The sequence below is a fragment of the Bizionia hallyeonensis genome (genome assembly GCF_042657385.1).
GTDB classification, from domain to species: Bacteria; Bacteroidota; Bacteroidia; order Flavobacteriales; family Flavobacteriaceae; genus Algorimicrobium; species Algorimicrobium hallyeonense.
The window spans coordinates 547,423-565,094 of the sequence record NZ_JBHSLA010000002.1; the positions used below are offsets into that span (position 1 = coordinate 547,423).

Consider the following 17,672-nt stretch of genomic DNA (forward strand, 5'->3'; position numbering starts at 1 on the left):
GTTCGTTTAAACGGAATATACTTATGAAAAATATAGCTTTATCATCAACACATGAAGCATTAGGGGCAAAAATGGTGCCTTTTGCAGGTTTCAATATGCCAGTACACTATGAAGGCGTAAATGTAGAACACGAAACCGTACGAAAAGCCGTTGGCGTATTTGATGTCTCGCACATGGGTGAATTTTTAATCAAAGGACCAAAAGCCCTTGAGTTAATTCAAAAAGTCACAACGAATGATGCGAGCAAATTAACCATTGGAAAGGCACAATATAGCTGCTTACCGAATGAAACGGGCGGAATTGTTGACGATTTAATTATTTATAAAATTGAAGAAGAAACCTACCTTTTAGTTGTTAATGCGGGCAATATTGAAAAGGATTGGAATTGGATTAAATCTAAAAATGATGTTGGTGCCGAAATGGTAGATATTAGTGATGATTATTCACTTTTAGCCATTCAAGGGCCTAAAGCTATTGAAGCAATGCAATCCTTAACAAGTCATGATTTATCTGCCATTAAATTTTACAATTTCGTGGTTGGCGATTTTGCAGGGGTAGAAAATGTCATCATTTCTGCAACCGGTTATACGGGAAGTGGTGGTTTTGAAATTTACTGTAAGAATTCAGAAGTAAAACAAATATGGGATAAGGTTTTTGAAGCAGGTGCTGATTTTGGCATTAAGCCAATAGGTTTAGCAGCTCGTGATACGTTACGCTTGGAAATGGGTTACTGCTTATATGGTAATGATATTGATGATACCACATCACCCTTTGAAGCTGGTTTAGGTTGGATTACTAAATTTACAAAAACCTTTACTAATTCAGATAACTTATCTGAAGAAAAGAAAGGCGTTTTAAAACGAAAGTTAGTTGCTTTCGAGTTAGAGGATAAAGGTATTCCTAGAAGCGGTTATGACATTGTTGATGATGCCGGAAATTTAATTGGAAAGGTAACATCTGGAACCATGTCTCCAATGCTTAAAAAAGGAATTGGCTTGGGTTATGTTTCTCCAGACTACAGTGCATTTGATACTAAAATAAACATCCAAATTCGTAAGAATGCCGTTCCTGCAACGGTTGTAAAACTACCTTTTTACAAAGGCTAACATACTCTATGATAGATTACCAAGCCATTTTAAATAAAATTCATGCCAACGTAATTCAGGAAGCGGATAAAGGCCATATTGCGCGTTATATTCCTGAATTATCTCGCGTAAATCCGGAGCGTTTTGGTATGCACTTAAAGCTTATTTCTGGTGAAGAATTTGCGGTTGGCGATTCGGAAGTTGGATTTTCCATTCAAAGTATTTCCAAAGTTCTGACACTAGCCATGGCTATGTCTAAAATTGGAACACATATTTGGGATCGTGTGGATGTAGAGCCTTCCGGAAACCCTTTCAACCATTTATCGCTTTTGGAACTGGAAGAAGGAATTCCTCGAAACCCATTAATTAATTCCGGTGCCATTGTAATTGCAGATATTTTGGTTTCCCAATTGGAAAATCCAAAGGCTGATTTTTTAAAATATGTGCACGATATTACGGGTGATGATTCTATTTCCTATAATTTAAAAGTCGCACAATCGGAAAAAGAAACGGGTTTTAATAACTTTGCTGCGGCTAACCTATTAAAATCCTTCAACAATCTTAATAATTCAGTTGACGATGTTTTAGATTTTTATTTCCATCAATGTTCTTTGGAAATGACCTGCTCTCAATTAACAAAAGCTTTCTTTTTATTTGCCAATAAAGGGAAATGTTTAGCGCAAATGGCTCGCATTACAAAAAGTCAAGCCAAGCGCATTAACGCCATTATGCTTACGTGTGGATTTTACGATGAAGCGGGCGAATTTGCCTTTGAAGTTGGACTCCCTGGAAAAAGTGGTGTTGGTGGTGGCATTGTGGCCGCATTACCACATGAGTTTACAATTGCGGTTTGGGCGCCTGGATTAAACGAACGTGGTAATTCTAAATTAGGCATGAAAGCGCTGGAGCATTTTACAACGCTTACCAATCAATCTATTTTTTAATAAACAGTTCTAATTATAGCCATGTCGGCAATAGAAAACAAACATAGAATACTTATTTTAGGTGCTAGTGGTTTTATAGGAAATGCGCTTTATAAAGAACTCTGCTCCTATTTTAAAACATTTGGTACCTACCGAACCTCCAAACGTGAATTTGAAAAAAATCAACATTTTTTTCAATATGATGTGGAGGAAGATGATGTGTTTGAAATTTTAGAAATTGTTAAACCCACGATTATTATTTCAGCACTTCGTGGCGATTTTAATGCACAAGTTATTGCGCACGCCCATATAGCACAATATTTACAAATGCATAAAAGTAAATTGCTCTTTTTATCATCAGCCAATGTATTTGATTCCTACAGTAAATACCCAAGTTATGAAAGCGATAAAACCTTAAGTGATAGTGTTTATGGGCATTTCAAAATAAAAATTGAAAACATGCTATTGCGCTTGCCAAAGCGTCAAGTTGCCATTATTAGATTACCAATGGTTTTTGGAAATCAGTCGCCTAGAATAACCGAGATAAAGGAGTTCATTAAAAATAAAGAAGCCATAGAAGTCTTTCCCAATCTGATTATGAATATGACTACAGATGTAAAATTAACACAGCAAATTCATTATATCATTAACCGAAATAAAAGTGGCATTTTTCATATTGGCAGCACGGATTTAGTCCATCATGACGAATATATTCTAGAAATTATTAACGCATTAGGTTTTAAAAATGTGCTTCTAAAAAATGTGTATACTACTAATGACGACCGCTATTTAGCCGTTTTACCAAAATATAATCTCTTACCAAAACATTTACAGTTTACAAGCAAAGATTTTATATCAGAAATTGAAATTTAGTTGTTTTTCATTCGTAATTTAGCTATATTCTAGACACTATAAAATAACATACTATGAGTAAATTATTAGAAGAAGATATCGAGAAAAAATTATTGCGCTTTCCCGATTGGGAATATAGCGACAACGCCATCCATGCGGAATTTGAATTTGAAAATTTCAAGGACTGCTTTAGTGCGATGAGCCGAATTGCTTTTGAATGCGAAGCTTTAAATCACCATCCAGAATGGCGCAATGTCTATAACGTATTATACATTTCCTTGTCTACGCATGATGAGAATGGTGTAACAAACAAAGACTTTAAACTTGCCCAAGCTATTGATGCTATCGTCGTTCCTGAAGACGATGAGTAAAATTGTAAACGCTAAGCCATTGTGTTTACTTTATTTTTTTAAATTTGTCAATTAACAAACTATTAATATTTAATTCTTAATTATTTTATGGGAAGAGCTTTTGAATTCCGCAAAGCACGAAAAATGAAACGTTGGTCTGCCATGAGTAAAGCGTTTACGCGTATTGGTAAAGACATTGTTATGGCTGTTAAAGAAGGTGGACCAGATCCCGATTCTAACTCCCGATTACGTGCTGTAATTCAGAATGCCAAATCGGTTAATATGCCGAAAGATAACGTAGAACGCGCCATAAAGAAAGCGTCAGATAAAAGTCAAGGCGATTATAAAGAAGTTATTTTTGAAGGCTATGCACCTCACGGAATTGCTATTCTCGTGGAAACGGCTACAGATAATAATACCAGAACCGTTGCCAATGTGCGTAGTTATTTTAATAAATGCGATGGCAGTTTAGGAACATCTGGTTCGGTTGTTTTTATGTTTGATCATACCTGTAATTTCAGAATTGAAGCCGAAGGTTTAGACCCTGAAGAATTAGAGTTAGAGTTTATAGATTTTGGCGCTGAAGAAGTTTTTGCAGATGACGATGGCATCCTTATTTATGCACCATTTGAAAATTTTGGAGCCATTCAAGCCGAATTAGAAAATAGAAATATTGAAATTCTATCCTCCGGTTTTGAGCGTATTCCACAAGTCACCAAAGCATTAAGCGCTGAAGATGCTGCTGATGTAGAAAAACTTCTAGAGAAATTAGAAGAAGATGATGACGTGCAAAACGTGTATCATACGATGGAAGAAAGTACCGAAGACTAATTTAAATCCGCATTTAATTTTGAAAATAAATCACCTTCTTTTAGCATTAGCGCTTGTATTTTGTTTTTCAGCAAACTCAAGTTTCGCACAAAAAGATAATAAGAAGGTGATTTATCAGGATTTAGAAGGCGAAAAAATCTGTAAACGTAGATTTAAAAAACGTTTAGACGCGGCATCATTTGTGCAAACCAGAGAAACCGAAAACGTCATCATCAAACAATTACAACCCCGAATTATTGAAGGCCAACTTACAGCCATTGCGCAAGGGAGTATTTCTAAAATGGTTACTGCTATTGAAACTATTCTTCAGCAGAAAATAGATCCAGATAAAAATCTACTCCTTCACTATTATAAGCAAAACGATGACATTTTTAAAAAAGATGTCACAGATGCATTATATTGGGGCTTTATGGATAAGCACGCTTCCGAATTCGCTTCGTTTTTAATTGGTAGTAAAGACTCCGGCATCAGTCAAGATAAAGAAAAGCATGTTTTTATTGATGAAACCAACTATTTAGAATCCACCATTTTTTCGGAACCAAATATCCAATTATATCACCTTCTTATTAGGCCAAACGGTTCCTATAAACTGTATTATGGCGAATTTGATATCGTTTATACCATAAATGGTGTTTTAGAATATTATTAGCATAAAACACCCTTTTACACTTTTTTTTTCAAAATGTAACAAATAGTCGTTAAATTCGTCTTAACCTAAAACACGACTATGCTATCTAAACTTAAATTTCAAACACTTTTTACAGCTTGTTTTTTATTACTTACCTTTTCTAATTTTGGTCAAACCGTTACGGGAAAAATTTTGGATACTAAGAATGAGCCTATTCCTTTTGCTACCATTCAAATTGGCGAGGATTATGGTGTAATTTCCAACGACGAAGGCAATTTTAACATGCGTGTATCAGGTTTTCAATCTACCGATTCCGTGTACATTTCTTGTATGGGTTATGAAAAATTAGGATTTCAAGTTCAAGAGTTCGAATCCAAAGAATATGTTTTAAACGATCATGTAAACGAACTTTCAGAAGTCTATGTTACAGACAGAAAATTAGAAATTGATTCTATTTTATATTATGTGAAAACGCACGCTTCAAAAAATTATAGACTAGATCAAACGGCTTTAAAAATGTTTGGACGACGTACCGAATATGTGGATGGAAAATCAGCAGATTTTGAAATAGAAAAATCGTCTAATTTCAAAAAAAATCAATTGGACGCTTTTAATAAGGATTTTGATGAGTTAGAACAATCACTTCTAAATAACGAATCCAAACAATACACAGATATGGTTTCTACGCTATATATAAAAGATTCAGAAAACGCCAAGTTGAAAGTTGAAAAGGCGGTTAAGCTTTTAGATGAAACCAATGAGCAGTCATTAGAAAAAATGACCGATAAAGGCAACGATATTGTATTAAAACATTTGGACAAAAGTAAAGTGTATACCGTAAAATCGGGCTGGTTTACCGTTTCAGATTCCGTGTCGTTGGATAATAGAAGTGATAAAGTATCCGATTCTATAAATGCCGTTCGCTTTGTCCGCGAAGCTGCTTTTAATATGGTAAAAGAAGTAAATCCTATAACCGAAGAGCCCGAATTAGATTTCATTACGGATACCAGAAAATATGATTACGAGTTAAAAGGTTTAACCTTTTTAGATACGGAAATGGTTTATATTATAGATTTTAAACCAAGACGAGGTTCTGCAAACTACCAAGGAACCATGTATGTTTCCAATCAAACCTTTGCCGTATTACGTGCCGATTATGCATTTTATCCTGGACGCGTAGGCGAGAAAATTAATTTGCGTTTAATATTAGGGATTAAATTTATTGAGAATAATAAAGCCGGTTCTGTAGCTTACAAGAAAAATAGCGATGGTTACTATTATCCTTATTATATAAAAAGTGAATCAGATCGGTATTTTTACATCAACAGACCTATCAAGTTTATTGAAAATGACAATAGCCGCAATAAAACAGCCTTTAATTTTAAAGTTGAAGGAACTTTCAAAGAACGTACTGAAATATTAATGCTAGATGTAAATTCGGTAAATTCCGCAGGCTTTGAAGCCATCCAAGAAGGAAAAACCATGGATTTCGAAAAGATTAAGAAATACGATGCATCCATTTGGCAAGATTATAATGTGTTAGAGCCGCTTCAGGAAATGAAGGATTTTAAAGTTGAAGATTAATTAAAAAAGCCGATTTCATTCGGCTTTTTACGTACTATTTTGCACTATAAACTGAAACTTAAGGTATAATTTAAATCCATGAAAAACCTTCTAGCAGTATTTTGCTTTTTGATTATGACAAGTTGTGGCACGACTCTAACTGTTAATTCAGAAGTTGAAACCTTTATAAATTCTCAAAATTTTACAGTTGTAAAACCTGTAAAATGGCACGCTTTTAAAAATCATGGATATGTGAGTTATACACCCCTGTCTATAGATGAAAATCCCTATCAAAATTCGGTTTCAGTATTTCAATTTCTAGAAACAAACGACCACTCTTTTGAAGAATTTGTTCAAACTAGAATAAACGAAACGAACAAATCAAGAACCATTATCAAGCAAGAATCCTATTCCGAATTAACCCAATTGGGAACCATTTATATTCATAACCTGGAATCAACTTTTCAAGGTCATATTAATAAGGAATTTTTCGTGTATTTTGAACATAATGGCAACTATTATCATTACAATTATTATTCACGTAAGAATCTCTATAAAAAGCACCTTGATGATGCTATGTCTATTTTAAAGAGTATTGCATTTAAGGAAAATCAGGATTGATATTTATAGATATTTAAATCGTAATTTGATAATGAACAAATGTTCAAATAAAATCATGCGTTTATTTTAAGAATACGCAGTCACTTTCCCTTCCACGCCTTCAAAAAAGGCCTTCATAAATTTGAAATCTGCTTCCAAATCGTCTGTAGGATAAAAAGGCTCGGATATCTTATTTTGCTTGTTCTTGAAGTCTAATGTAAACATGATTATCGGCACGTTGGCAGCTTTGGCAATGTAGTAAAAGCCAGTTCGCCATTCGGTTACTTTTTTTCGCGTGCCCTCGGGAGCTAGCGCTAATCGAAACTCATCACGTTCATTAAATAATTGTGCAATAGCCTCTACCTTATTTTGTTTATTTCCGCGGTCTATAGGTGCGCCTCCAATGGCTCTTAAGTACCAACCTATTGGACCTATAAACAGTTCCTTTTTTGCAATAAAATTAGATTTTACGTGTGCTACTTGACGTAACAAGACTCCAATATAAAAATCATGCCAACTGGTATGTGGCACAGCAATAAGAACGGCCTTTTTTACCGTATCTTGAGAGAACGTTACATTCCCTGTAATACGCCAACCTATAATTTTAAAATAAATAAATTTAGCTAACCTGCGCATATTACATTTTAGAATATAGGTCTCTTAATTTTTGGCGCGTAATCACTTTTTGCCAGTTTTTACCAATGGCATTTTCCCAAAGCGGTTCTAGACTTAAAGCCACATCAATCATAATATCAAATTGCTCATCTGATAAATTGGCACAAATACCTTGTGGAATATTAATGTTGTGTTTAGCACGCATTTTTTTATACATGGCAACACCTTCTGGGTAATATTCTTCTAAATGTTCAAAAACAATACAGTTTCCAACACCATGTTTAACACCTAATAAATAACCTAAACCATAACTCATAGCATGAGCAACACCAACTTGCGAATAAGCAATACTCATGCCTCCATGCCAGGAAGCCATCATTAATTTATCGGCAGATTCTTTTTCGTCTAATGTATCTTCTAGAAAAATTTCTATACAAAGCTCTAATGCCTTTTCGCCATAGCTTTCGCTAAAGGCATTCAAATAGGTTCCTGTTAGGGATTCTATACAGTGTACATAACAGTCCATTCCTGTATAAAACCATTGGTCTTTAGGTACGCCTTTGGTTAATTCGGGATCCAGAATAACTTGATCAAAAGGTGTATAATCACTATTGATTCCTAATTTTCTAACAGGTCCTGTTAAAATGGTTGTTCTAGAAACTTCGGCACCTGTTCCGGAAATAGTAGGAATACCTACGTGGTAAATGGCCGGATTTTTAACCAAATCCCAACCTTGATAATCTTTAGATTCCCCTTCGTTTGTAATCATGATAGCCACAGCTTTGGCCATATCCATAACGGTTCCGCCACCAATACCAATAATTCCTGAAGGACGTTGTTTACAGGTAAGTATAATTTCTTCAACTAACGCATCTACTTGTGATGTTTTAGGTTCTTCGTCAGCAGAAATAAAAATAACGCGATCATCATAAGCTAATGGAATACGTCCTGATAGCGTTGCTTTTTTCTCAAAAACATCATCAACTAAAAAAATAAATGGTGCGGAAACACTTAATCGCTTGGGTGCAATGATATCTTCTAACTGACTAAAACTTCCTCGACCAAAAACAACTCGAGACACCATTGGGTAATTCTTGTAACTCATGTAATATTGTTCTGAAACAGCTTATCAAATGGGACTTATTTGACGCACTGTTTAATTAATCTTTCCTTATTTATTCTGCTATAAATTTCAATTGATAAATATCGCTATAATTATTGAAATCCACAGACACTATTGCAACAATTCCAGTAATTCATTCAAACTTTTAACTGTTTTATAAGCTTTTCCGTTCGTTTCATTCTCGGTAACTTGCTCATGAATCCACGTGGTATGAAAAGGCACATGAATAGCATGTGCTTTTAAATTTACCAAGGGCAATATATCCGACCTTAATGAATTTCCTATCATTAAAAACTGGGATGGTTTAATATCCAAATGGTTTAAAAGCCTGGAATAATTGGCTTCTTTTTTATCACTTAATACTTCAATATGGTGAAAATAATCTAGCAAACCTGATTTTTCTAATTTTCGCTCTTGGTCTAATAAATCACCTTTGGTAGCTAGAATTAATTTGTATTTTTTTGATAATTCTTTTAATACATTCTCAACACCATCCAACAATTCAATAGGTTTCTCCAGCATACCTTTTCCTATATCCAAAATAGCTTGGGTGGTTTTAGCCGATACATTATTGTTAGATAATTCAATAGCTGTTTCTACCATGGACAATACAAAACCTTTAATACCATACCCATAAAGCGGCAAATTTCTTATATGCGCTTTAAATAGTTCTTGGTCTATTTTATTTAAGGTTTCATAAGGCGATAATAGTTTTCCAAAGGCTACTTCGGCATCCCGAAAATAGGTTTCATTAACCCAAAGCGTATCATCCGCATCAAAGCCTATTACGTGTATGTTATTATAATTTATTTCCACAGCTTGTTGGCTAATTCCAAATCTTCAGGTGTATCAATTTCAACACCTTGAACATCGGTTTCTACCATTTTTATTTTTTTACTATATTCTAAATATCGGATACACTCAATTTTTTCAGACGCTTCCAACGGCAACATGGGTAAACGGTAAAAATCTAAAAGTGCTTGACGCCTGAACGCATACACTCCTTTATGTTTGTAGTATTTAACGGCTACATCCTTGTCTCTTGGAAACGGAATGGGGCTTCTAGAAAAGTATAAAGCAAAATTATTATTATCAACAATAACTTTAACGGTATTGGGGTTAGTAATCTCCTCCCATTCATGAATATGAACCATTAAAGATGCTAAATCAATTTCTTTTAGTGGATCATCATTAAAGACAGCAATTAGTTTTTTAAGCGAAGCGACTTCGGTAAAAGGCTCATCACCTTGCACATTAACCACAATATCTACATCGTCCATAAACTCGATAGCTTCGGCAATTCTGTCGCTTCCACATTCGTGTTCTTTTTTGCTCATAATAGCTTTTCCGCCATTATTTACAATTTCATTATAAATAATTTCACTATCCGTAACCACAAAAACGTCATCAAATAATTGGGTATTAACGGTGGCTTCGTAGGTTCGTAAAATCACCGTTTTGCCTGCTAAATCTTGCATGAGCTTACCTAGAAATCGGGAAGCTTTGTAACGTGCAGGAATCATGGAAATTATTTTCATGTGTTCTTTTTATAACTTAAATATGAACCAAGCAGATCATTAATAATCATTTCTTGGCATGCTAAAACTTTCAGCATGGTAGCTTCATATTAAAATAGTAATTAATAGTTTCAAAAATAGGATATTTTAACCTGATTTCAGGGTTTAGAGGTCCTAAACTTTTTAAAAATTTTGAATGATAGTCCTAAAATAACAAGGACTAAAATTAAGGCTAATACCGGCAATACAAGAGAAATGATTGTCATAAAAACGGCCATAACGGTTTCAATAGTAGAAACGATAGGATTAGCAAAACCTGCCGAAGTTGCTGTGGAGGCTAATCGTGTTGCGCTAGACGTACTAGCAATGGCTGTTGCTGATCCACCGCCTGCAATAATGGCTAATGACCAAGTTACAACAGGATTTAAATCTATAGTGGTAGAAACCACAATGGCTGTTCCGGCAATGGCTGCTAAAGGAATGGCTATGGTATCCAATAAGTTATCCAAGAATGGAATGTAGTAGGCAAATATTTCAAACAATGTGGCCACACCAAAGGTAATAACAGCCGTTAAACTTCCTAACCTCAGCCAAGACGTATTTAACTCCAAAACATTAAAATAAGCTGATAAACTTAAAGCAAATAGCGGCACAAAAACCCGAAACCCAACTGACGCGGCTAACCCGATACCCAAAAATATGCTTAATATGGTTTCTAATGTCATGGCGTACCGTTTTATTCTTGAAAAAATTCGTCTTTAAAACCAATAAGATACAACTTTTCTTTAGCTCTGGTAATAGCTGTGTATAACCAACGTAAGTAATCTAGCGTTATGCCATCTGGTAAATACGGTTGCTCCACGAAAACCGTGCTCCACTGACCACCTTGCGATTTATGACAGGTAATAGCATAGGAAAACTTAACTTGTAAAGCATTGAAATACTTGTTGTTCTTAACGCCTAAAAACTTTTTATAACCACTGGTTTCATGCTCATAATCTTTCATCACTTCTTGATACAAACGGTTAGAATCTTCATAAGGCAATGATGGTGTTTCTGCAGAAATGGTGTCTAGCATTAAAACGGTTTCAAAAGGTGTCATTCGCGGATAATCTACCATACGGATTTTTACTTCCGCAAAGCGAAAACCATATAAATCGATGATTCTAAAAATCTCTAAAATTTCAATAATATCACCATTGGCAATAAAACCCGCATCGGAATTTGGTTTTACCCAATAGTAATTATTTTTAACAACCATTAAGAAATCACCTGCCGATAATTCATTCTCATTAAAAAGAATCCGATTCCTAATTTGTTCATTATACAAATTTGCACGCTTATTACTTCTTACAATAAATGCCGTTTCCTCATTTCCCATGTCGCTATACGAATCGTTAATGGCATCCATAATTTCCTGACCATCCGTAAGCCTAACAATATCTTTAAATCCTCTTAAATCAAATTGAAAGCTCTCTAAAAAGGACTCGTCCATCATTTCACGCAGACTTGTAGCATTTACCAAGATACCAGAATCTTGTTCTTGACGCATGACTTCATCCAATTCCATTTTAGTCACCGTTTTATTATAGGTTAGCTCCAAAATATTTGCATCCAAAGCGGGACTTAATTCCAGTTTTACTGGTGGTAATTGGGCTGTATCTCCAATAAGCAATAATTTACAGTGATGACCAGAGTATACATAACTCATTAAATCATCTAATAAGGAATTGGCGTCGGAAAATTTTGAATCGTTTGGCGCATCAGGAATCATGGAAGCTTCATCCACAATAAAGATGGTGTTTTTATGCTTATTGGGTTGCATGACAAATTTTACGCCTCCTCCTTTTTCTTTTTTAGGGAAATAAATCTTTTTATGAATGGTAAACGCTTCTTTCTTGGAATAATTGGAGATAACTTTGGCCGCACGACCCGTTGGTGCCAACAATACGGCACTTTTTTTAGCCTTCCATAAATTGGACACAACCGTACCAATAATGGTTGTTTTTCCAGTTCCGGCGTATCCTTTAAGCAGATACAAGTCATTTTTCTTTTCTGAAAAAATAAATTCTGATAATTGCTGTAAAACAATGTCCTGTTTTAGGGTTGGTTGAAAGGGAAACTGTTGTTTTACAAGCGAATAAAATTCGTTAGAATTCATTAATACAGTGGGTTTTTAAAATTTAAGACAAAGATAACAATGATTTTTAGCCTCATTGGCTTTTACGATTAAAAAAAAATTGTAGATTTGCGTACAACCTTAATTCATTTAATTAAAAACTATGTTAACAATAATTCTAATTGTAGTTGCGGTAATCCTTCTAACCATTGGTTTAGTTTGGCTTGTAGATAAATTTATACCGTCAAAATTTAAACCTGTACTAATTGTATTACTTTGGGTTCTTATTGGCTTTTTAGGGTATCAAACATTTATGTCTGTTTACAAACCTATCCAATTCAACAAAGAAAAAGATAAGCGATACGCACAAGTTATTGAGCGTTTAATTGATATTCGTGATGCACAATTAGCTCATAGACAAGTAACTGGTGTTTTTGCGCCTAATTTTGATAACTTATTAAAATTTATCGACTCGGCTAAATATACCATTACACAACGTCGTGATACTTTAGTTTTAGATGTGGCCATGACAAAACGTTATGGTGGTGTGGAAACAATGAAAGATAGTACTATAATTGATACCTTAAACTTTGTACCAGTTAAAGATTCACTATTTGGAAATTCTACACGTTACAAAGACATGATGAATGTTCCTGTAGGAAAAGAAGGTGTAAAATTTGAAATGAACGCCGGATTTTTAGAAACTGACGATGTTAAAATTCCAGTATTTGAAGCGTTTGTTAAAAAAGCAGTAGTTTTAGATGACCAAGATCGTGATTTAATTCTTCAAGAAAACGAAGTTATCTCGGTTGATGCTGTGAATGGTGATGCTATTCGTGTTGGATCTATGACAGAAGTTAAAACAAACGGTAACTGGCCAAAAACTTATGGCGCTAACGAGTAATAACAAACATATTATAAGTAATAAGAACTTGTCCATTCAAATTAGTTTGAATGGACTTTCTTTTTGTGTTTTGAATACAGAAAGCAATACCGTTGTATTTCTAAAAGAAATATCTACCGAGAAACGCGAAACGCCTTATAAAATCCTCGATTTATTAATTGACGCTTTTGAAACCGAAAAGGCCCTTAAAACCGCATTTAATGATATTCAGGTTATTCATGAAAATGAATTAGCAACCTTGGTTCCAGATGAGCTGTTTCAAGAGGAAAATTTGGCCGATTATTTAAAATTCAATTCTAAAATATTACGATCGGATTTTATTAGTTTTGATAAAATAGACCGGAATAATAGTGTTAATGTTTACGTGCCTTATGTAAATATCAACAATTATATTTATGAGCAGTTTGGTGCGTTTTCATATAAACATTTTTCCACCGTTTTAATCCAACAAATTTTAGAACAAGAACAAGCAGAAACAGATACCAAAATGTATGTGCATGTTCAGAATACACATTTTGAAATTGTAGTAGTAAAACAAGGCAAGCTCCTACTCTATAATAGTTTTGAATACGCTACCAAGGAAGATTTTATTTATTATGTTCTATTTACAGCCGAGCAATTACAACTCAATCCAGACAGCTTCATTCTCCTGTTTTTAGGCAAGGTTACAGATAATGATGCGTTGCATAGTATTGCTTACAAATACATTAGGCATATTCGCTTTGCCAAGCGCAACGACACGTTTAAATATTTAGAAAAACCGAAAAGCAATCATGCTTTTTTCACATTAATACACAGTTTATAATGCGCATTGTATCAGGTCAATTTAAAGGCCGAAGAATTACAGCTCCTAAAAAATTACCTGTTCGTCCAACCACTGATATGGCAAAAGAAGCTTTGTTTAATATTTTAAACAACCTGTATTATTTTGATTCCGTTTCGGTGTTGGATTTGTTTTCAGGAACCGGAAATATCAGTTACGAATTTGCATCTCGAGGCACGGAACACATTACAGCAGTTGATGAAAATTTTGGTTGTATCAAATTTATAAATGAGACAGCAGATAGTTTTGATATGACTATAAACACCATTAAAAGTGATGTGTTTACATATTTAGAAAAAGCCAAAACGCCATTCACCATCATTTTTGCCGATCCACCTTATGATTTTCCTTTAGAAGAATTCAGCAAAATTCCAGACTTGGTATTTAAAAACAATTTATTAGAATCCAATGGTGTGCTCATAGTAGAACACTCCAAACACACCAAACTTTCCGAATTAGAACATTACAGCCATTCCAAAAGTTATGGTGGCAATATGTTTAGCTTTTTTCAAATAGCGTCTGACGAGGAAGAATAATGGTTAAAACAGACTAAACCAAACAGCATATAAAAGCAAAGCTCCCTGAAAATCAAGGAGCTTGTTTGTGTAAGTAAATCTATAAGCCGAATTCTGTACTCTTGAATTAAAAATTAAAAAGCCCTTATCATTTATCTGGATGCATTGTTACCAATACATTCTAGCTGCCTACCCTCCAACAATCGCACGTGCCGCGCTCAAACGTTGGTATACATGACATTGCACCACATAGAGTTTACCTGGTTTCACTACAGCATGACCTGTACATACTTTCTGTTGCACTTTTCCTAACCTCACGGCTGGTGGCTGTTAGCCACTATGTTTGCACTCCGGTGTTCGGACTTTCCTCCCCGAAATATATTCGGAACGATAAGGCGATTTACTTGGGTGCAAAATTACGATAAAGTCCTTTAGGTTTCTAAATGACGATGTGTTTTATTTTAAAAGTTTGCTTGAAGTTTATTAATAGCAGCGTTGCGTTTTTTAAGAACCATAAATTGCAAAGCGCAGTTTATCCATTTTTATTTGTTATATCTGGATGTTGTGCAACGTTTTTTTACTCCATTTGATATTTTTTATCATTTATTCAATTGTTTTAAAAATCGTTGTTCTTTGATAGTGCTGTTAATTATAATAGCAATAACAACAATAAGAGAAAGAATACCTGAAATTACAATGTAATTATAGAATGCTTGGGAAAAGTATTCCTTAAAGTAAGGTAGTAGCAAATAAAACCCAATTATGTATACTATAACACAGATTGGTGTAATGACATAATTTATCATTTGTCGAGCTTTGTAATACTTTTTCAGATAGGCGCGGTAAGCTTTTTGAGCCATTGAAATAAGTTGTTTTTCTTTGCGATATAAAAAAAATAACTCCAAGGCAATTCGGAATGTAAGACTTGAAATCATAAGAATTAAACCTAGATTAAAGGTATTCCATTGACTGAATGCATAATAAAAAGCATAGATTATCAATACCATCACTGTTAACGACATAACAGTGATGCTGATATATTGACTGTTACGTTGCTTCTTTGCTTTTGTGATTATTTCTTTGGGATTAAAGTTTGATATATCATTAGTTTGAATATCCCATAATTTATTTAAGTTATCATTTTCCATTTGTGATACATTTTAAAAGTGATTTTCGAATACGACTCAAGCGCGTTCTTAACGTTCCGTGTGCTAAACCAACTGTGTCTGCAATAGTAGTTTGCGGTATGTTTTCTAGCTCTAATAATATCAATGCTTTATTTTGCTCATTTAGTTGGTCAATACAGTGATACATTTTTTTGATATTTTTTTCATCATCGTTTTTGCTATCATCATAAATACTATTTGACAATAAGTCTTCATTAATAGTGATGTTTTTTCTTGGTTTACGTAAATCTCCTAAACAAACATTTACTGCAATTCTATAAATCCAAGTGTCAATAGACGATTTTCCTTTAAATGAGTTTCTATGTTTCCAAACCTTTATAAAAGTCTCCTGATGCCATTCTTTTGCAAGCTCATTATTTCCTGATGCATATCCTAAACATAACCGGTGGACTTTAGAAGCGTGTAAATTATAAATGTTAGTAAATTCTTGTTCTGTAATCATTATTTAGATGATAATATCGTTTGCATTTGTTTTAAAAACCATTCAGGTTTGTCAAGCATTATAAAATGGGCACTATCTTCCGCTATAATAAAATTGTAATCTTTTAAATTTGCATATTGATTTTTATAAGTTTGCTTAACCATTTCTTCACCATATGGTTGTGACGCTGCAATTATTGTAACCGGAATCGAAATGTTTTTTAAATTTTCTCTAAGATCTAATTTAAGGTAATCTGTATATCCATAAACATATGTTTTTCGGTCAGATTCTAGTATCCAGTTTTTAATTTTTTCTTGAGCTGATTCTTTAAGGCTCATACTTTTCGCCATTGCTGAAGCAGTTTGCTCAAAGGCTACATCATCCATTGCTAGTTGTTGATTGTTATATGGACTTTCATAAATCAAGTTTTCAGGGTTGAAATTAGGAATCATCAATGCACCAGAAGCAGGAAGCGCATCAATTAGTATGATTTTAGAAAGTTTTAAATCGTTTTGCGCAGCGAGCCAAGTGGCAATTGTTCCGCCCAAACTATGTCCAATTATGGTAGCATTTTGTAAATCGTTTTTTAAGATATAGTTTTTTAGAGACTCGTTGACTTTAGGTAGCCAAGGGAATTCTATTGGTTCTTTTTTTCCAAAACCAGCTAAAGTTACTATGTGACATTCATAATTCTTTTCCAGTTCTTTTACTAGTGGATTCCAAATGTCTCCAGGAACTGTAAAGCCAGGAATTAACACTATAGGTTTACCTTTTCCTGTAACTTCTACACTGATAGCTTGACCTCCATTGTTTGCATAAATTGATAAAGAAAATACGAATGAGACTAATAATAGAATAAAATTTTTCATTGTTTTTAAGTTTTGATTTCCCTTTAGATGCGGTAATCAAAAAATGTTACATTTTATTTTAAAAGTGACATATAATCAGATCCATTTATTCTTCGATAATGGTTGGTCTAAATGTCTCGTCCTGAAATATGGCTACAGGTTAAAATTGAATTTACGCTGATAATTGATATACCATATTAGGTGTTTTATAGTCTAAAGATAAATGTAATCTTATTTGATTGTATAAATTAATTGCATTTTTTGCAGCTCTCTTTGCGTGAGCTACGTTATCAAAGGTTTGATCGAGGTAAAATTCATCTTTTAGGATGCCATTTACACGTTCAGCCATGGCGTTTTCGTAACAATGATTTTCTTCAGTCATACTAATGTTTATCTTTTTTCTGTTGAGTATTTGCGTATATACATTGCTGCAATATTGTATTCCTCTATCAGAATGATGAATAAGTTGTTTAATGTTTTTAGCGTGATATATTGCTTTTTTAAGCGCTCTAACACATCCTTTTAGTTCCAAGCTATCACTTAAGTCATAGCCCACAATTTTACGGGAATACATATCTGTTATTAAAGCCAAGTAACAAAAGCCTTTTACGGTTCTGATGTACGTTATATCGCTTACCCAGACTTGGTTAGGTCTTTTGATTTCAAGGTCTTTTATAATGTTGTTATACTTGTAAAAACGATGATGCGAGTTGGTTGTTCTGGCACTGTATTTCTTTCTTAAAGTGAGCATTTGGTGTTCACGAAGTA

At 34.0% G+C, this 17,672-nt stretch carries 21 protein-coding genes and 1 other RNA gene; 11 read left to right on the forward strand and 11 right to left on the reverse strand.

Annotated features, from left to right (window positions below):
- Positions 1 to 23 precede the first annotated feature (23 nt).
- The 8 genes from gcvT to ACFPH8_RS07965 all read left to right on the forward strand — a co-directional run bounded on the left by gcvT (position 24) and on the right by ACFPH8_RS07965 (position 6,853).
- Positions 24 to 1,106: a glycine cleavage system aminomethyltransferase GcvT gene (gene gcvT, locus ACFPH8_RS07930; protein ID WP_376859938.1), complete on the forward strand. Its 1,083-nt coding sequence runs from the start codon at positions 24 to 26 to the stop codon at positions 1,104 to 1,106.
- Between the two features lie 8 nt (positions 1,107 to 1,114).
- The gene (locus ACFPH8_RS07935) at positions 1,115 to 2,029 is read left to right on the forward strand and encodes a glutaminase (protein ID WP_376859940.1); all 915 of its coding nucleotides are present in this window, start codon (positions 1,115 to 1,117) and stop codon (positions 2,027 to 2,029) included.
- A 21-nt stretch (positions 2,030 to 2,050) separates the two neighbouring features.
- Entirely contained in the window at positions 2,051 to 2,881 is an 831-nt protein-coding gene (locus ACFPH8_RS07940) for a sugar nucleotide-binding protein (protein ID WP_376859942.1), read from the forward strand.
- A gap of 53 nt (positions 2,882 to 2,934) precedes the next feature.
- On the forward strand, positions 2,935 to 3,231 hold the full coding sequence (locus ACFPH8_RS07945; protein WP_248399309.1) for a 4a-hydroxytetrahydrobiopterin dehydratase: 297 nt from the start codon (positions 2,935 to 2,937) through the stop codon (positions 3,229 to 3,231).
- Positions 3,232 to 3,318: 87 nt separating this feature from the next.
- The gene (locus ACFPH8_RS07950) at positions 3,319 to 4,041 is read left to right on the forward strand and encodes a YebC/PmpR family DNA-binding transcriptional regulator (RefSeq protein ID WP_248399307.1); all 723 of its coding nucleotides are present in this window, start codon (positions 3,319 to 3,321) and stop codon (positions 4,039 to 4,041) included.
- Between the two features lie 19 nt (positions 4,042 to 4,060).
- Entirely contained in the window at positions 4,061 to 4,690 is a 630-nt protein-coding gene (locus tag ACFPH8_RS07955) for a hypothetical protein (RefSeq protein WP_376859944.1), read from the forward strand.
- A gap of 78 nt (positions 4,691 to 4,768) precedes the next feature.
- A complete protein-coding gene (locus ACFPH8_RS07960; protein ID WP_376859946.1) occupies positions 4,769 to 6,253 on the forward strand; it encodes a carboxypeptidase-like regulatory domain-containing protein in 1,485 nt (494 codons plus the stop codon).
- A gap of 78 nt (positions 6,254 to 6,331) precedes the next feature.
- Entirely contained in the window at positions 6,332 to 6,853 is a 522-nt protein-coding gene (locus ACFPH8_RS07965; protein WP_376859948.1) for a hypothetical protein, read from the forward strand.
- A 66-nt stretch (positions 6,854 to 6,919) separates the two neighbouring features.
- Here ACFPH8_RS07965 and ACFPH8_RS07970 read toward each other — a convergent pair whose 3' ends face one another.
- From ACFPH8_RS07970 to ACFPH8_RS07995, 6 genes are all read right to left on the reverse strand, one after another.
- Positions 6,920 to 7,468: a 1-acyl-sn-glycerol-3-phosphate acyltransferase gene (locus ACFPH8_RS07970; RefSeq protein WP_376859950.1), complete on the reverse strand. Its 549-nt coding sequence runs from the start codon at positions 7,466 to 7,468 to the stop codon at positions 6,920 to 6,922.
- A gap of 1 nt (position 7,469) precedes the next feature.
- Entirely contained in the window at positions 7,470 to 8,552 is a 1,083-nt protein-coding gene (locus tag ACFPH8_RS07975; protein ID WP_376859952.1) for an iron-containing alcohol dehydrogenase family protein, read from the reverse strand.
- A gap of 129 nt (positions 8,553 to 8,681) precedes the next feature.
- A complete protein-coding gene (locus tag ACFPH8_RS07980) occupies positions 8,682 to 9,386 on the reverse strand; it encodes an HAD family hydrolase (protein WP_376859954.1) in 705 nt (234 codons plus the stop codon).
- On the reverse strand, positions 9,377 to 10,108 hold the full coding sequence (gene kdsB / locus ACFPH8_RS07985) for a 3-deoxy-manno-octulosonate cytidylyltransferase (RefSeq protein WP_376859956.1): 732 nt from the start codon (positions 10,106 to 10,108) through the stop codon (positions 9,377 to 9,379). Before kdsB ends, ACFPH8_RS07980 begins: the two co-directional genes overlap by 10 nt.
- Before the next feature lie 137 nt (positions 10,109 to 10,245).
- Positions 10,246 to 10,812: a DUF4126 domain-containing protein gene (locus ACFPH8_RS07990; RefSeq protein ID WP_376859958.1), complete on the reverse strand. Its 567-nt coding sequence runs from the start codon at positions 10,810 to 10,812 to the stop codon at positions 10,246 to 10,248.
- A gap of 11 nt (positions 10,813 to 10,823) precedes the next feature.
- Entirely contained in the window at positions 10,824 to 12,248 is a 1,425-nt protein-coding gene (locus tag ACFPH8_RS07995) for an ATP-dependent DNA helicase (protein WP_376859960.1), read from the reverse strand.
- A 121-nt stretch (positions 12,249 to 12,369) separates the two neighbouring features.
- On the opposite strand from ACFPH8_RS07995, the gene ACFPH8_RS08000 reads away from it, so the two are divergent.
- The 3 genes from ACFPH8_RS08000 to ACFPH8_RS08010 are packed head-to-tail and all read left to right on the forward strand — an operon-like array spanning position 12,370 to position 14,469.
- On the forward strand, positions 12,370 to 13,110 hold the full coding sequence (locus ACFPH8_RS08000) for a hypothetical protein (RefSeq protein WP_376859962.1): 741 nt from the start codon (positions 12,370 to 12,372) through the stop codon (positions 13,108 to 13,110).
- Entirely contained in the window at positions 13,094 to 13,915 is an 822-nt protein-coding gene (locus ACFPH8_RS08005; RefSeq protein WP_376859964.1) for a DUF3822 family protein, read from the forward strand. The genes ACFPH8_RS08000 and ACFPH8_RS08005 overlap by 17 nt, the downstream gene beginning before the upstream one ends.
- Complete coding sequence (locus tag ACFPH8_RS08010; protein WP_376859966.1) at positions 13,915 to 14,469, forward strand: RsmD family RNA methyltransferase; 555 nt, start codon at positions 13,915 to 13,917, stop codon at positions 14,467 to 14,469. The genes ACFPH8_RS08005 and ACFPH8_RS08010 overlap by 1 nt, the downstream gene beginning before the upstream one ends.
- Before the next feature lie 66 nt (positions 14,470 to 14,535).
- Here the strand turns inward: ACFPH8_RS08010 and rnpB are convergent.
- The 5 genes from rnpB to ACFPH8_RS08035 form a co-directional block, all read right to left on the reverse strand.
- Positions 14,536 to 14,855: RNase P RNA component class A (gene rnpB, locus ACFPH8_RS08015), an RNA gene on the reverse strand.
- Positions 14,856 to 15,047: 192 nt separating this feature from the next.
- Positions 15,048 to 15,596: a hypothetical protein gene (locus ACFPH8_RS08020; protein WP_376859968.1), complete on the reverse strand. Its 549-nt coding sequence runs from the start codon at positions 15,594 to 15,596 to the stop codon at positions 15,048 to 15,050.
- Positions 15,586 to 16,077, reverse strand: a complete 492-nt coding sequence (locus ACFPH8_RS08025) for an RNA polymerase sigma factor (RefSeq protein ID WP_376859970.1) — start codon at positions 16,075 to 16,077, stop codon at positions 15,586 to 15,588. Before ACFPH8_RS08025 ends, ACFPH8_RS08020 begins: the two co-directional genes overlap by 11 nt.
- Positions 16,077 to 16,925, reverse strand: a complete 849-nt coding sequence (locus tag ACFPH8_RS08030) for an alpha/beta fold hydrolase (RefSeq protein ID WP_376859972.1) — start codon at positions 16,923 to 16,925, stop codon at positions 16,077 to 16,079. Before ACFPH8_RS08030 ends, ACFPH8_RS08025 begins: the two co-directional genes overlap by 1 nt.
- 151 nt (positions 16,926 to 17,076) lie before the next feature.
- A partial coding sequence (locus ACFPH8_RS08035) for an IS3 family transposase (RefSeq protein ID WP_376859974.1) occupies positions 17,077 to 17,672 on the reverse strand: 596 nt, incomplete at its 5' end.

Bases quoted from the DNA above. Each gene is read 5' to 3' on its own strand.
- gcvT (WP_376859938.1), top strand. From the start codon at position 24: ATGAAAAATATAGCTTTATCATCAACACATGAAGCATTAGGGGCAAAA.
- ACFPH8_RS07935 (WP_376859940.1), top strand. From the start codon at position 1,115: ATGATAGATTACCAAGCCATTTTAAATAAAATTCATGCCAACGTAATT.
- ACFPH8_RS07940 (WP_376859942.1), top strand. From the start codon at position 2,051: ATGTCGGCAATAGAAAACAAACATAGAATACTTATTTTAGGTGCTAGT.
- ACFPH8_RS07945 (WP_248399309.1), top strand. From the start codon at position 2,935: ATGAGTAAATTATTAGAAGAAGATATCGAGAAAAAATTATTGCGCTTT.
- ACFPH8_RS07950 (WP_248399307.1), top strand. From the start codon at position 3,319: ATGGGAAGAGCTTTTGAATTCCGCAAAGCACGAAAAATGAAACGTTGG.
- ACFPH8_RS07960 (WP_376859946.1), top strand. From the start codon at position 4,769: ATGCTATCTAAACTTAAATTTCAAACACTTTTTACAGCTTGTTTTTTA.
- ACFPH8_RS07965 (WP_376859948.1), top strand. From the start codon at position 6,332: ATGAAAAACCTTCTAGCAGTATTTTGCTTTTTGATTATGACAAGTTGT.
- ACFPH8_RS07970 (WP_376859950.1), bottom strand. From the start codon at position 7,468: ATGCGCAGGTTAGCTAAATTTATTTATTTTAAAATTATAGGTTGGCGT.
- ACFPH8_RS07975 (WP_376859952.1), bottom strand. From the start codon at position 8,552: ATGAGTTACAAGAATTACCCAATGGTGTCTCGAGTTGTTTTTGGTCGA.
- kdsB (WP_376859956.1), bottom strand. From the start codon at position 10,108: ATGAAAATAATTTCCATGATTCCTGCACGTTACAAAGCTTCCCGATTT.
- ACFPH8_RS07990 (WP_376859958.1), bottom strand. From the start codon at position 10,812: ATGACATTAGAAACCATATTAAGCATATTTTTGGGTATCGGGTTAGCC.
- ACFPH8_RS07995 (WP_376859960.1), bottom strand. From the start codon at position 12,248: ATGAATTCTAACGAATTTTATTCGCTTGTAAAACAACAGTTTCCCTTT.
- ACFPH8_RS08000 (WP_376859962.1), top strand. From the start codon at position 12,370: ATGTTAACAATAATTCTAATTGTAGTTGCGGTAATCCTTCTAACCATT.
- ACFPH8_RS08005 (WP_376859964.1), top strand. From the start codon at position 13,094: ATGGCGCTAACGAGTAATAACAAACATATTATAAGTAATAAGAACTTG.
- ACFPH8_RS08010 (WP_376859966.1), top strand. From the start codon at position 13,915: ATGCGCATTGTATCAGGTCAATTTAAAGGCCGAAGAATTACAGCTCCT.
- ACFPH8_RS08020 (WP_376859968.1), bottom strand. From the start codon at position 15,596: ATGGAAAATGATAACTTAAATAAATTATGGGATATTCAAACTAATGAT.
- ACFPH8_RS08025 (WP_376859970.1), bottom strand. From the start codon at position 16,077: ATGATTACAGAACAAGAATTTACTAACATTTATAATTTACACGCTTCT.
- ACFPH8_RS08030 (WP_376859972.1), bottom strand. From the start codon at position 16,925: ATGAAAAATTTTATTCTATTATTAGTCTCATTCGTATTTTCTTTATCA.